General features: G+C 71.3%; 15 protein-coding genes. 9 read left to right on the forward strand and 6 right to left on the reverse strand.

Annotation, left to right across the window (positions count from 1 at the left end; translation table 11 throughout):
• Positions 1–5 precede the first annotated feature (5 nt).
• Entirely contained in the window at positions 6–965 is a 960-nt protein-coding gene (locus ABZ297_RS01470) for a zinc-binding dehydrogenase (protein ID WP_355337572.1), read from the forward strand.
• 87 nt (positions 966–1,052) lie between these two features.
• Here ABZ297_RS01470 and ABZ297_RS01475 read toward each other — a convergent pair whose 3' ends face one another.
• On the reverse strand, positions 1,053–1,985 hold the full coding sequence (locus ABZ297_RS01475; protein ID WP_355337575.1) for a serine hydrolase: 933 nt from the start codon (positions 1,983–1,985) through the stop codon (positions 1,053–1,055).
• A gap of 129 nt (positions 1,986–2,114) precedes the next feature.
• Here ABZ297_RS01475 and ABZ297_RS01480 point away from each other — a divergent pair, with 129 nt between their 5' ends.
• The gene (locus ABZ297_RS01480) at positions 2,115–3,095 is read left to right on the forward strand and encodes a polyprenyl synthetase family protein (protein WP_355337578.1); all 981 of its coding nucleotides are present in this window, start codon (positions 2,115–2,117) and stop codon (positions 3,093–3,095) included.
• A 79-nt stretch (positions 3,096–3,174) separates the two neighbouring features.
• Here ABZ297_RS01480 and ABZ297_RS01485 read toward each other — a convergent pair whose 3' ends face one another.
• The gene (locus ABZ297_RS01485; RefSeq protein ID WP_355337581.1) at positions 3,175–3,900 is read right to left on the reverse strand and encodes a class I SAM-dependent methyltransferase; all 726 of its coding nucleotides are present in this window, start codon (positions 3,898–3,900) and stop codon (positions 3,175–3,177) included.
• 125 nt (positions 3,901–4,025) lie between these two features.
• On the opposite strand from ABZ297_RS01485, the gene ABZ297_RS01490 reads away from it, so the two are divergent.
• The 5 genes from ABZ297_RS01490 (at position 4,026) to ABZ297_RS01510 (ending at position 8,756) form a co-directional block, all read left to right on the forward strand.
• Positions 4,026–5,399, forward strand: coding sequence for an LCP family protein (locus ABZ297_RS01490; protein ID WP_355337584.1), 1,374 nt, complete (start codon positions 4,026–4,028; stop codon positions 5,397–5,399).
• Positions 5,400–5,685: 286 nt separating this feature from the next.
• Positions 5,686–6,723: an ABC transporter substrate-binding protein gene (locus tag ABZ297_RS01495; RefSeq protein WP_355337587.1), complete on the forward strand. Its 1,038-nt coding sequence runs from the start codon at positions 5,686–5,688 to the stop codon at positions 6,721–6,723.
• A gap of 5 nt (positions 6,724–6,728) precedes the next feature.
• On the forward strand, positions 6,729–7,517 hold the full coding sequence (locus tag ABZ297_RS01500) for an ABC transporter ATP-binding protein (RefSeq protein ID WP_355337590.1): 789 nt from the start codon (positions 6,729–6,731) through the stop codon (positions 7,515–7,517).
• A complete protein-coding gene (locus ABZ297_RS01505) occupies positions 7,507–8,361 on the forward strand; it encodes an ABC transporter permease subunit (protein ID WP_355337593.1) in 855 nt (284 codons plus the stop codon). Before ABZ297_RS01500 ends, ABZ297_RS01505 begins: the two co-directional genes overlap by 11 nt.
• Entirely contained in the window at positions 8,361–8,756 is a 396-nt protein-coding gene (locus tag ABZ297_RS01510; RefSeq protein WP_355337596.1) for an Rrf2 family transcriptional regulator, read from the forward strand. The genes ABZ297_RS01505 and ABZ297_RS01510 overlap by 1 nt, the downstream gene beginning before the upstream one ends.
• Here ABZ297_RS01510 and ABZ297_RS01515 read toward each other — a convergent pair.
• Positions 8,726–9,199, reverse strand: a complete 474-nt coding sequence (locus tag ABZ297_RS01515; protein ID WP_355337599.1) for a tetratricopeptide repeat protein — start codon at positions 9,197–9,199, stop codon at positions 8,726–8,728. The two genes, ABZ297_RS01510 and ABZ297_RS01515, sit on opposite strands and share 31 nt — an antisense overlap.
• 72 nt (positions 9,200–9,271) lie before the next feature.
• Between ABZ297_RS01515 and ABZ297_RS01520 the strand changes: the two genes are divergently transcribed.
• Both ABZ297_RS01520 and ABZ297_RS01525 read left to right on the forward strand, forming a co-directional pair.
• Positions 9,272–10,201 (forward strand): ATP-binding protein, encoded by a 930-nt coding sequence (locus tag ABZ297_RS01520; protein ID WP_355337602.1) that lies wholly within the window; start codon positions 9,272–9,274, stop codon positions 10,199–10,201.
• A 77-nt stretch (positions 10,202–10,278) separates the two neighbouring features.
• Entirely contained in the window at positions 10,279–10,665 is a 387-nt protein-coding gene (locus ABZ297_RS01525; RefSeq protein WP_355337605.1) for an SCO5389 family protein, read from the forward strand.
• A 92-nt stretch (positions 10,666–10,757) separates the two neighbouring features.
• Here the strand turns inward: ABZ297_RS01525 and ABZ297_RS01530 are convergent, their stop codons facing one another.
• The 3 genes from ABZ297_RS01530 to ABZ297_RS01540 all read right to left on the reverse strand — a co-directional run bounded on the left by ABZ297_RS01530 (position 10,758) and on the right by ABZ297_RS01540 (position 13,475).
• A complete protein-coding gene (locus ABZ297_RS01530; protein WP_355337608.1) occupies positions 10,758–11,756 on the reverse strand; it encodes an LLM class flavin-dependent oxidoreductase in 999 nt (332 codons plus the stop codon).
• Positions 11,757–11,835: 79 nt separating this feature from the next.
• Positions 11,836–12,507, reverse strand: a complete 672-nt coding sequence (locus ABZ297_RS01535) for a ribonuclease HII (protein ID WP_355337611.1) — start codon at positions 12,505–12,507, stop codon at positions 11,836–11,838.
• Positions 12,508–12,539: 32 nt separating this feature from the next.
• Complete coding sequence (locus tag ABZ297_RS01540; protein WP_355337614.1) at positions 12,540–13,475, reverse strand: LysR family transcriptional regulator; 936 nt, start codon at positions 13,473–13,475, stop codon at positions 12,540–12,542.
• Positions 13,476–13,554 lie beyond the last annotated feature (79 nt).

Here is a 13,554-nt window from a genome sequence, read left to right on the forward strand (position 1 = left end):
TGGTCATGCGCGCGATCGTGGCGTACGAGCTGGGCGGTCCCGAGGTGCTGAAGCTGGAAGAGCGGCCGCGGCCGGTGGCGGGCGAGGGCCAGATCGTCATCAGGACGGAGGCGATCGGCGTCAGCTACGCCGAGACCCAGCTCCGCGCGGGCACCCTGCCGATGCCAGTGCCCCTGCCGCTCCCCGCCGTCCTCGGCGCGGAGGCGGCGGGAGAGGTCGTCGAGGTCGGCGCGGGGGTGGACGACGCGCTGCTCGGCAGCGCCCGCGTCGGCGTGACGGGCGGGGCGGGGGCGTACGCCGAGTACGTGGCGGTGCCCGTATCGCTGACCAGCCCGGTGCCGGACGGCGTCACCCCCGTCGAGGCCGTGGCCGCCGGCGCGCCCGGCGCGATCGCGCTGGCGCTGCTGCACAGGGCCGGGCTGACCGGTGGCGAGACCGTCCTGGTGGAGGCCGGGGCCAGCTCGGTCGGCACGTACCTGATCGAGCACGCCAAGGAGCTCGGCGCGGGCAAGGTGATCGCCACCGCGGGCGCGCAGGCCAAGCGGGACCGGGCCGGCGCGCTGGGCGCCGACGAGGTGCTCGACCACCGCGAAGCCGGCTGGCCGGACGCGCTACCGGACGTGGACGTGGTCTTCGAGTCCATCGGCGGCCCGTCCGCCAGACAGGTCCTCGGCCGCCTCACCCCCGGCACCGGCCGGATGCTCTACTACGGCCTGCTGAGCGGCGAGCCTCCGGCCGTGACCGCCGCCGACCTCATGGAACGCGGAGTGACGGTCACCGGATGCAGCGGCCCGGCCTGGGCCGCCCAGGTGTTCGGCACCCACTACCCGGAGATCCTCGCCAGGCTCGCGAGTGGGCGCAGCCGCGCCCACGTCCACGCCACCCTCCCGCTGGAGCAGATCTCCGAGGCCCACCGCCTCCTGGAGTCCCGCACAGCCCTGGGCAGGGTCCTCCTCACCCCCTGAACAGTTCCTGCACCGGGCCCCTGACCAGGCCCTCCCGTTAGTTCCCCACCCCGGGCGGCCTCCCCCGTGAGCCGGGGTGGGCCTCGCTCAGTCCTTGCGCAGCTCTTCCATCACCGCTGCGGTGCTGACCTGGTCGGAGTTGTAGTCGCCGGCCGTCAGGGCCACCACCAGCCGGCGGTCGGGCACCACCACCAGCGCCTGCCCGCCGTTGCCGTGCGCGGCGACCCAGCGGCCCGGGGTGACGTACCACTGGTAGCCGTACTCGTGTCCGTCGGCGATGCGGACCCGGGAGCGCTGCATCTCCCCGATCCAGCTCTCCGGCACCAGCCCGCGCCCCCCTTCGAGCACGAGCCGGCCGAGCTCGGCGAGGTCGCGCGGGCGCATCCGCAGCCCGGACGCCGCCATCGCCACCCCGCGATAGGTCATCCACTCGGCGTCGATGCCCAGGGGCCCGAAGAGCCGCTCCCTGGCGAACTCCTCCAGCGGCGCCTTCACCCCGTCGGCGATCAGCCTGCCGATCAGCGCCGACGCGCCGCCGCAGTACAGCCACCGCTTCCCCGGCTCCTCGATGACCGGACGCGACAGGATGTACCGGTACCGGTCGGGCGCCTCCTCCATGGCGATCTCGCTGTTGGCGCTGCTGGTGTACGGGACGCTCTCGTCCCATTCCAGCCCGAGCGTCATCGTCAGCGCGTGCTCGACCGTGAGCCGCTCCCTGCCCTCGACCAGGTCGGGGTACTGCGGAAAGTGCTGGAGCAGCCCGTCACCCGGGCTGGGCACCAGCCCGTCGCCGAGCGCGATCCCGTACAGCAGCGCGACGACGCTCTTGGTCACGGACCGGAGGTCGTGCGGCGTGCCGGCGTCGAACGTGACATGCCCGAGGGGGTCGTTGAGCCGGAAATCGTCTCCCGCCCCGTAGCGCTCCAGCACGATCTGCCCGTCCTGGACGACCACGACGCCGTGCAGGTTGGGAGCCTTGCCGGAGCTCAGCAGCTCGTCGATCCTTCCGGCGATCCCCATGATGTCCTCCTAGAGTCGGCACATCCTGGCATAGCGCCTCACACGATGTCAGGGTCAATTTGGATCCGGCTGAGAGGGGCCTCAGGGTCTCTCAGGCGTGGCACAGCGGCCACGGCGCAGGCTGGACATATGGATCAATTGCTGAGTACGCCCGCCATCGCCCAGGGGCTGCGCAAGGTCGAGACCAGGGTCCAGCGGCTGGGCGGGTCGTCCGCGCTGCCGGCGATCAACGACGCCGCCGGGAGGATCATCAGGGCCGGCGGCAAACGGCTCAGACCCGCCATGACCCTCGCCACCTCGCTCGCTCTGGGAAAGACGCCCGACCGGCGCGTGGTCACGGCGGCCGCCTGCGTGGAACTGATCCACGCCGGGTCGCTGGTGCACGACGACCTCATGGACGGAGCCACCCAGCGGCGCGGGGCCCGGACGTTGAACGCCGAGCTCGGCGACGGCAGGGCGCTGGTCGTGGGCGACTTCATGCTGGCCAGGGCGGGGCTGGCCGCGATCACGGCGGTGTCCAGGCCGGTGGCCGAGGTGCTGGCGGCGGCCGTGGTGGAGCTGGCCGAGGGCCAGTACCTGGAGACGACGGACCTGTTCAACCCGCACCGGACCAAGGAGTCGGCGCTCAGGTCCGTCACAGGGAAGACGGCGGCGCTGTTCCGGGCCGGGTGCCTGGTTGCGGCCGTGTGCGCGCACGCGTCCGACGAGGACAGGGTGCGGATGGCCGCGTACGGCGAGCGGTTCGGGCTGCTCTTCCAGATCCTCGACGACCTGCTCGACCTGACCGCGTCCAGCGAGCGGCTCGGCAAGCCGGCGGGCAACGACCTGCGCCAGGGCGTCTACAGCCTGCCGCTGCTGATGACCGGCGCGGACGTCTCCGACCTGCTGGGCAGGGACATGTCCGACGAGCGGGTGGAGGAGGTGCTGCGCCGACTGCGGGCGGGCGGGATCGTGGACATCACGCTCGCCTACTGCCGCGACCTCGCCGCGGACGCCGTCACCGCCCTCCCGGCGATCCGCGACCAGGAGGTGGCGACCCTCCTGCGCGAGCTGCCGGACGCCTACATCCAGCGGGTGGCCTCCCTCGCTCAACTCACCCCGGTCGGCTGAGCATCACCGGAGCCGTCCCCTGAGCCCGCCTCTCTGCCGAGCGGCGCCGACGCGTCCGTCCTGAACGGCGGCGCGGCGGTCACGCGGGTTTGCGGGCCTCCAGCATCCAGGTCCTGAACCAGGGGCCGCCGTACCAGAACCGCCAGCCGAGGTCGCGCCTGCGCACGTCCACGACGCCGAGGTCGCGCAGCGTGGCCTCGTACTCGGGCGTGTGCTGGAAGTCGGCGATCAGCATCAGCCCGCCGGGACGCAGCACCCGGTGCGCCTCCCTGATCGCCTTGTCGCGCCCCTCGGTGGTGGGGATGTTGTGCACGGCCAGGCTGGACACGATCGCGTCGTACGCGCCGTCCACGAAGGGCAGCTCCCGCATGTCGGCCGTGACCAGCTCGACCCGGTCGGAGACGCCCTCGCGCTCGGCGTTGGCCCTGGTGACCGCCTCGGCGTTGCCCGACTGATCCTTGGTGCTCCACAGGTCCAGGCCGGTGGCCTCGCCGTCGGACAGCCGTCTGGCCGCCAGCATCAGCACCGCCCCGCGCCCGCACCCGAGGTCGAGCAGCCGCTCGTCTCCGCGCAGCCGACCGAGCTCCTCCTTCCAGACGGCGAACTTGCCGCCCCGGGTGGTGTAGGCGTAGCTTGCCGCGCTCGCGAGCGTGTACAGCGCGCCTACCAGGAAGGCGATCCCGGCAGCGGGGACGTCGAAGGCGAAGGACACCGTCGCCAGCGCCAGCAGGCCGAGCGCCCCCAGGACGAGGCCGCCAAGTGCCCAGGGAGCGTCAAACCCATAGCTTCCATGTCGGTCACTCACAATTCACGTTATATCTCAAGAGCGGCTTACCGGGAATTGATCCGACACGGAATCCACGCAGAACTAACCGGCCACGCCCTGTAACTAGCCTGGGATGAATCAGCGTTAACGGGGGTTGACCAGGGATGACAGGCAGAGAACGCGGGTTCGGTCTCGGCGCGAGCGTCGCCCTGACGATGGGGTCGGCCCTGCTTTGGGGTGTCGCCCACCTCGCCACCGACCGCCGGAGAACCGGGTTCGCCCTCATGATCACTCACCTGGCGCTGATGGCCTTCATCCTCACCGTGCTGACCGCGTTCAGCGCCAGGCTGCTGGCGCTGGCCGTGCAACCCGCCTGGCTCACCATCCTGTCGATCGCGCTCGGGCTGATCGCGCTCGCCTGGTCCGCCGTGATCATCTGGTCTTTCGTGCTCGTCCGGCCGGAGGCAGCCAACACCACGGGCCGGGCCCTCACCACGGCCGTCGCGGCCGCGCTGTGCGTGCTCGTGCTCGTCCCGACCGCGTACGCGGCCCACCTGGCCTACCTGTCGCGCGACGTCGTCAACAGCCTGTTCACCGCGCCCTCGTCCCCGGTGATGGCGCTGGACCCGTGGAACGGCGCCGAGCGGGTGAACTTCCTGCTCATCGGCGCCGACGCGGCCCCGAGCCGGCCCGGCGTGCGCACCGACAGCATGACCGTGGCCAGCGTCGACACCGCGACCGGCGCGACGATCCTGCTCGGCCTGCCGCGCAACCTGGAGCGGGTGCCGATGCCGCCGGGCCCGGCCAGGCGGCGCTTCCCGGAGGGCTTCACCGGCACGGGCGATCAGACCACGCCCGGCCTGCTCAACGAGATCTTCCAGTACGCCGAGGACTATCCGGACATGGTGCCGGGCGTCCGCAAGGGGCAGCGCGGCCCGACCATACTCAAGCAGACGATCAGCGACATCCTCGGCATCCCGGTGAACTACTACGCCATGGTCGACATGCGCGGCTTCGCCGAGATCATCGACGCGATGGGCGGCGTACGGATCACCATCAAGGAGCCGATCATCTACGGCAAGTACCGCGAGGGCCTGCTGCCAGCAGGCACGCGCAGACTCTCCGGCGAGGAGGCCCTCTGGTACGGCCGCTCGCGCACCGACAGCGACGACTACGTGCGCATGGGCCGCCAGAAATGCCTGCTCAACGCCGTCGCCAAGCAGGCCGACCCGTTGACCGTGCTGAACCGCTTCGAGGGCCTGGCCACCGCCACCAAGCGGGCGATCTCCACGGACATCCCGCAGGGGCTGCTGCCCGCCCTGGTGGATCTGTCGCTGAAGGTCAAGGAGACCAGGATCAGGAGCCTGAGCTTCGTCCCGCCGCTGATCAACACGGCCTACCCGGACTGGAATCTGATCAGGCGCAGGGTCGCCCAGGTCATCGCGGAGCGCCCGGCCAACAGGACGGCCACCGCCTCGGGCAGCGCGTCCAAGATGTCGCCGGAGAAGCCGCTGGCGCTCGACAGCACCTGCCGCTGACCCCGCGGATCGCGGCCTGCCCGCGAAGCACGCCGCGGATCGCAGCCTGCTCGCACGCGCGAAGCACGCCGCGGATCGCGGCCTGCCCGCACACGCGAAGCACCGAGCACTGGGCGCGTCGACTGGGCCGGCGCCCAGCCGGGCGGCCTGGCCTGGCAGCGCGCCCACCGTCCCCTCGCCAGGCCGCACGCCGGACCGTTCCAGCTAATTCCGACTTGACATCAAGGAAACAACGGCGTTTTATGCTCACATAGCCGACTTATTAAGTAGGAAATAGGGAGTGGGCATGAACGCTCGCAGGGTGCTCGCCGCGGTGGCAGCCATGGCACTCACCACGTTGGTGGCAGCCTGCGGGGGCGGCGCCGCGTCCGACGCGGGAGGCAGGGCCGAGGAGGTCCGGCTCGGGTTCTTCCCGAACATCACGCACGCCACGGCGCTCGTCGGCGTCGAGAAGGGCCTGTACGCCAAGCACCTCGGCGTGCCGGTCAAGACCAGCACGTTCAACGCCGGCCCCGCCGCGATCGAGGCGATCTTCTCCGGCGCCGTCGACGCCACCTACATCGGCCCGAACCCGGCGATCAACGCCTGGGAGAAGTCCAAGGGCAAGGCCATCAACATCATCGCGGGGGCCGCGTCCGGCGGCGTCTACCTGGTGGTCAAGCCGGGCATCAACTCGGCCGCCGACCTCAAGGGCAAGAAGATCGCCACCCCGCAGCTCGGCAACACCCAGGACGTGGCGCTGCGCTACTGGCTGCAGAGCAAGGGCCTCAAGACCGACACCAAGGGCGGCGGCGACGTCCACATCGTGCCGCAGGAGAACGCGCAGACCCTGCAGACGTTCGCCACCGGCGACATCGACGGCGCCTGGGTGCCCGAGCCGTTCGCCAGCCGGCTGGTGCTGGAGAGCAAGGGCAAGATCCTTCAGGACGAGCGCGACCTCTGGCCGGACAAGCAGTTCGTGATCACCCACCTGATCGTCCGCCAGGAGTGGGCCAAGGCCAACCCCGACCTGGTCAAGAAGCTGCTCGAAGCGCACGTCGAAGCGACGAAGTTCATCAACGACGACCCCGCGGCGGCCGCGCAGACCGCCAACGCCGCGATCGAGAAGCTGACCCAGAAGCCGCTCAAGCCCGAGGTGCTGCAGAGCGCGTTCAAGAACATCACGTTCACCAACGACCCGATCGCCTCCTCGCTCACCGCCAGCGCGGACCACGCGGTGCAGGTCGGGCTGCTCAAGCCGGTGGACCTGAACGGCATCTACGACCTCAAGCCGCTCAACGAGGTGCTGGCCGCGCAGGGCCAGAAGTCCGTATCGGACAGGTGAGGGACATGACGACTCAGGTAGTCGACCAGCAGGACGCCGTACGGCTGGAGGGCGTCTCCAAGGTGTACGGCCACGGCAGGAACGGGCTGCTCGCCCTCGACCAGGTCTCGCTCTCCGTCGTCCCCGGAGAGTTCGTCTGCCTGCTCGGCGCGTCCGGATGCGGCAAGAGCACGCTGCTGTCGCTGGTCGCCGGGCTCGACAGGCCGACCGCGGGGGAGATCTCCACGGGCGGGCGCAGGGTCGCGATGATGTTCCAGGACCCCGCGCTCTTCCCCTGGCTGACCGTCTCGGCCAACGTCGAGATGGCGTTGCGCGCCGACGGCCTGCCCAAGCGCGAGCGGCAGGCCAGGGCGGCCGAGTTCCTGGACATCGTGCATCTGGGCGGCTTCGGCGGGAAGCGTCCGCACGAGCTGTCCGGCGGCATGCGCCAGCGCGTCGCCCTGGCCCGCGCGCTCGCCCAGTCGTCGGCGTCCTCGTCCGGCGCCGACGCGGTGCTGCTGATGGACGAGCCGTTCGGCGCGCTCGACGCGATGACCCGCGACCTGCTGCACGACGAGCTGGAGCGGATCTGGCGGGAGCGGCACCTGTCGGTGCTGTTCGTCACGCACAACGTGCGCGAGGCCGTACGGCTGGGCGACAAGGTCGTGCTGCTGAGCAGCCGCCCCGGCCGCGTCGCCGAGGAGTTCCCCGTCGCGCTGCCCCGGCCACGACGCACCGAGTCCGCCGAGGTCGCCTCCCTGGCGGTGCGGATCACCGACCGGCTGAAGGAGGAGGTCATGCGCCATGGCCGTTGACACGCACGCCCGGCAGCTGGCCGGGCTCGACGCGCTGGAGCTGGCCGGCGAGCGGCGCTCGGGGGTCGCCGCCCGCGTCTGGGGGCGCGCCTGGCCGATGCTGGCCGCCGTCGCGCTGGTGCTGGTCGTCTGGGAGCTGGTCGTGCTGAGCGGCCGCTGGCCCGAGTACGTCTTCGCCGGGCCGCTCACCACCTTCCAGGACCTGGCGTCGCGGCTGGGCGAGGCCGAGTTCTACCAGGCGGTCGCCACCACCATGCGCAGGGCGGTCACCGGGTTCGCCTTCGCCGTGCTCGCCGGGCTCGTGGTCGGGGCGGCCGTGTCGCGGGTGAAGGTGCTGCGGGCCGCGTGCGGGGCGCTGATCACCGGGTTGCAGACCATGCCGTCGATCGCCTGGTTCCCGTTCGCGATCCTGCTGTTCGGGCTGACGGAGAGCGCGATCACGTTCGTGGTCATCCTGGGCGCGGCGCCGTCCATCGCCAACGGGCTGATCACCGGCGTCGACTACACGCCGCCGCTGCTGCTGCGGGCCGGGCACATGCTCGGGTTCAGGCGGCTCCAGCTGTACCGCCACGTCATCCTGCCCGCCTCGCTGCCGTCGTTCCTGGCGGGGCTGAAGCAGGGATGGGCGTTCGCCTGGCGGTCGCTGATGGCGGGCGAGCTGCTGGTGATCATCGCCTACCAGTCGTCGCTCGGCGAGCAGCTCGCGAACGCCCGCGAGCTGTCGGACTCGCCGGGGCTGATCGGCACGATGATCATCATCCTGTTGATCGGCATCGTGATCGACATGCTGTTCGAGGTGGCCGACAGCGCGCTGCGGCGACGCTGGGGCCTCAGTCCGGTGTGATGCGGATCTCCGCGAGAACCGACTACGCGCTGCGGGCGGTCACCGAGCTGGCCGCGGCGCCACCGGGGCCGGTGCCGGCGGACCGGATCGCGTCGGCCCAGAACATCCCGCGCAGGTTCCTGGACAACATCCTGCTCCAGCTCAGGCGGGCCGGGCTGATCCACAGCCTGCGCGGGCCGGAGGGCGGCTACTGGCTGGCCCGCCCCGCCGAGGACCTCACGCTCGCGGACGTGATCACCGTCATCGAGGGCAAGCCCGAGTACCCCGAGCACGGCGGCTACCCGGGCGTGGCGGGCCCGCTGGCCGAGGTCTGGACCGCGCTGCGCGAGCACGAGGAGCGCCTGCTCACCGAGGTCACCTTCGCTCAGATCGTCTCGTCCAGGTTCTCCGCGTAGTACTCCACGGCCCGGCGGTACCGGCCGACCTGGCCCGACTCGGCCACGAGCTTGAGCAGGGAACCGACCGCCTCCCGGGCGCGGCCCTCGTTGTACAGCGCCATGGCCATGAACGTGCGCAGCCCTGGGTCGCCGGGGAACTCCTCCAGGCCGCGCGTGAACGTCTCCAGGGCCTCGCGGTGGCGTCCGAGCACCCGGAGCGTGCTGCCCAGCCCGGTGAAGGCGCCAAGCCGGTCGTCCAGGCCCTGGTCGGCCAGGGCGCGCTCGTAGAACGGCACCGCCTCGGCCTCCAGGCCGAGCGCGTCGTGCACCCAGGCCGTCTGGTAGGCCACCTCGGCGTCGTCGGGGTGGCGCTCGGCCAGCTCCAGCAGGATCGTCCGCGCTTCCTCGCGCTGCCCTTGCTCGCGCAGGCGAACCGCCCGCGCCAATTCGTCATCACGCACGCACCGAGTGTGGCATGATGGTCGCACCCTCGAATGGAAACGGTTTTCATAATCAGCTTCAGGAGCGCGATCGTGAGAGTGGCCTTCGTCGGCAAGGGCGGCAGCGGCAAGACGACGATGTCGGCGCTGTTCGCGAGACACGTCGCCAGCCAGGGCGCACCCGTCGTCGCCATCGACGCCGACATCAACCAGCACCTCGCCCTCGTGCTCGGCGCCGACGAGTCGCCGGAGCCGCTCGGCTCGCGCCTGGCCGAGATCAAGGAGCACCTGCGCGGCGACAACCCGCGCATCCCCTCGGCCGAGGCCATGGTCAAGACCACGCCGCCCGGCCGCGGCTCCCGCCTCCTGCGCTTCGACGACCTCGCCGCCAGCCCGTACGCGGTGAGCACCGCCGAGGGCGTCCGCCTGATGGCGACGGGCCCGTTCACCGAGGACGACCTGGGCGTGGCCTGCTACCACTCCAAGGTCGGCGCCGTGGAGCTGCTGCTCAACCACCTGGTCGACGGGCCCGGTGAGTACGTGGTGGTCGACATGACGGCCGGCGCCGACTCCTTCGCCTCCGGCCTGTTCACCCGCTTCGACCTGACCTTCCTCGTCGCCGAGCCCACCAGGCAGGGCGTCAGCGTCTACCGGCAGTACCGCGAGTACGCCGCCGACTACGACGTCGCGCTCGCGGTCGTCGGCAACAAGGTGCACGCGCCCTCCGACGTCGACTTCCTGCGCGACCAGGTGGGTGACGATCTGCTCACCTGGATGGAGCACTCGGCCGCCGTCCGCGCCATGGAACAGGGGCGTCCCTTCGCCCTCGACGACCTGGAGCCCGGTAACGCCGACGCGCTGGCCGTCCTGCTGAAACACCTCGACGGGCAGGTGAAGGACTGGCCCCGGTTCGGCCGCCAGACGGCGGAGTTCCACCTCCGCAACGCCCGCGCCTGGGCCAACGACCGCACGGGCCTCGACCTTGCCGAGCAGATCGACCCGCACTTCGTCTACGGCCCATGACTGTCGCCCTCCGGTCATCTGGAGTGACCAGCCGGCCACACCTAGCGTCAGATTCACCCCTTTCGAGAGGAGACAGCATGTCGCTGACCGTTCCAAACGATCTACTCGACCAGGCCAGAACCGGCCAGATCGACGACGCGGCCTTCGTCGCCTGCGTCCGCGACTCCCTGCCCTACGCCTGGTCGGTGATCAGCGAGCTGGTCGAGCAGCGTAATCAGTCAGGGGCCGACTTCGCCGACAACCAGGTTCCGCCGCCGTCCGAGGAGGCCCGCGGCCAGCTCCTGCGCTGCCTGGCGAGCGACGCGATGCGCGGCGCCCTGGAGAGTCACTTCGGCGTCCGGCTGGCCTTCCAGAACTGCCACCGGGTGGCGGTCTTCGACCCGGCGGCGACCGAGGCCCTGCGCGACTTCGTCACCCCCAGGGCCCAGATCCTCAACCAGAAACCCGAACTGGTCGACTGCTGACCGCCAGGGCGTCCGCCACCGCCGGCTGACGGTGGCGGGCGACTCGGAGTTCGCCACCGCTGCGCCCCGGCGGTGGCGGACCGGCGTTTTCGTCAGCGGGACGCGGCGGCGGGCCTGACGCGTGGCAGCACCTCTGCCCCCAGCCGCCGGATGTTCTCGAGAGTTCGCCGTTGGTCCCCCAGGCCCTCGACCATCAGGATGAGATGGGCGATGCCCGTCACCGAGGCGGTGCGTAGGATGCTCTCCACGCAGTGCTCAGCCGACCCGACGGGGTGCACCCGAGTCAAGAAGTCCACATATTTCCCGATATCTCGCGGGGGCCGCGCCCGATCGTCCACCGGCACGTACCCCGCCAGCCCGGGCTCCAGCCAGCGCGGCATCGTCTCCTTCAGCTCCCGCACGGCCCGCGCGGTCGAGTCGGCCACGTACCCGACCGCCGCCGCCACGTGCCCCGCCTCCGGCGCCCCCCGCCGGGCCTCGTACGCGTCCACCACGGCGGCCTTCTCCCGGTCATCGACGTGCATCCCGAGCAGCATCGGCAGCCCCCGATCCGCCGCCAGCGCCACCGTCGCCTCGGACGTGCACGCCACGACCGGCCGCAACCTGGCGGACGGCACCACCGGCACCTCCCGGAACCGGAAGAACTCCCCCTCAGCCGACACCCGCTCCCGCGACAGCGCCGCCAGCAGCACGTCCAGCGACTCCCCGAACCCCCGCTCGAACTTCTCCAGCCCGGTGCCGAACACCTCCAGGTCGACCCACGGCCCGCCCCGCCCGACGCCCAGCGTGAACCGTCCGCCCGACAGGTGGTGCAACATCGCCGCCTGCTCGGCCAGCGCCACCGGATGCTGCGTTGACAGCACACTCACGGCGGTGCCGACCCCGATCGCGCTGGTCCTGCCGATCGCCACGGCCGCCAGCGTGACGGCCGACGGGCACACCCCGTACGACATGAAGTGGTGCTCGGCGATCCACGCGTCGTCGAACCCGGCCTCCTCGGCGGCCACCACCAACTCGACGGCGTCGGCCAGCACCCGCCCCGCGTCCTGCCCCGGAAACTGGGCCACAACCAGAAAGATCCCGATACGCACCCACCCGATGATGACCGATTCTGCACGGCCACCACAGGTCTCTCGATGACACCTGAACCTGACTTACCGGCAGGACGTCTCAGCCGAACAGGCTGGCCTGGCCCTCTCCCACGGACGGGTCGCGGTGCTGCTTCAGATGGCGCCAACGCGGCAGGTCGTCCAGGTACGACCAGGACAGGCGGTGATGCTCCGTGGGCCCCAGGCGGGCCAGCGCCTCCTGATGCACCGGCGACGGGTAGCCGGCGTTCTCCGCGAACGCGTACTCCACGCAGCCGATCGTCCCCATGTACGTGTCGCGCCGCACCTTCGCCAGCACGGACGCCGCCGCCACCGAGATGCTGGCCGCGTCGCCCTTGACCTCCAGCCGCACCGGCCACGGCGGCCCGATGTAGTCGTGCTTGCCGTCGAGGATCACGGCGTCCGGCCTGACCGGTAGCGCCTCCAGGGCGCGGCGGGCGGCTCGGCGCAGGGCTTCGGTCATGCCGAGCCGGTCGATCTCCGTGTGCGACGACTCGCCGTACCCGATGCCGAGCGCCCAGCTCTCCAGCTCCCCCGCCAGCGAGGCGCGTTTGGCGGCCGAGAGCTGCTTGGAGTCCGTCAGGCCCGAAGGCGGCTCCGACAGGTCGGTCACGACGGCGCAGACCGTCACGGGCCCGGCCCACGCCCCCCGGCCTACCTCGTCGACCCCCGCCACCCGGCTGATGCTGGGCTGGGCGAGGAGGAGCTGCTCGATGGAGTAGGACGGCGCCATAGCCGCAGACGCTACCGGAATGTGCGCTCGCGTCAGCGCTCCGCGGGCCGCACCGGATCCAGGTCGGCGGCGATGTAGCGCGCCGCGACGTGGATCGCCCGCAACGTCACCGACACCGAAGGGCGGTGCACGCTGGAGCCGCGGGCGACCGCGTGCACCTCGCGCCTGACCGGGTTTCCCGGGAACTGCCGCACCGCCAGCCCGCGGACCCCCGCCGCGAGCGCCAGCGCGGGCACCGCGGCGATGCCGATGCCCTTGGCCACGAGCGACAGGATCGTCCCCAGCCCCTCGAACTCCCACGGCGTCGGCTTGGTACCGCCCACGTCCACGAAGAGGCGGTCCACCGCGAGGCGCGACGGCTCGCCGTCGGGGGTGGCCATCCACGGCTCGTCGCGCAGTTCGCGCAGGTCGAGCGGCACCTCGGGGTCGGCGAGGCGGTGCTTGCGCGGCACCACGAGCACCAGCGGGTCGCTGAGCAGCGGGTAGACGCGCAGGCTGTCGTTGTCGCGGACGCGGCCGTACCAGTCGTCGATGAGCGCGATGTCGACCTCGCCGGACTGCACCTCGCGCATGCCCCGCCCGGACCTGCTCTGGCCGAGGCGGAGGGTCAGCTCGGTGTGGCGGCGTAGCGATCGGGCCAGCGCCGGGGCGAAGGCGACGGCCGCCGTGGGGAAGGCGGTGACGACGACGCGTCCGGCCGGGATGCCGGCGTGGGCGGACAGATCCGACTCGGCCTCCTCCACCATCGACAGGATGCGCTCGCCGTGGGCGACGAGTCTGCGGCCCGCGTCGGTGAGCTCTGCGCTGCGCGCCGTCCTGTCGATCAGGGCGGTGCCTGTCTCCCGTTCCAGGGCCGCGAGCTGCTGCGACACGGCCGAGGGGCTGTAGCCCAGAGACTCGGCGGTGGCGGCGATGCTGCCTCGGCGGGCGAACTCGCAGATCAACGTCAGACGGCGTAGTTCGAGCATCGGACTTCCTTATGCCTACCCACGAAAAGCCTCGCTTGTGCTGATGCCTTCATCCAACCACGCTGGGAACGTGACAACC

Origin of the sequence: Nonomuraea sp. NPDC005983, assembly GCF_040614375.1 — a bacterium.
GTDB lineage: Bacteria > Actinomycetota > Actinomycetes > Streptosporangiales > Streptosporangiaceae > Nonomuraea.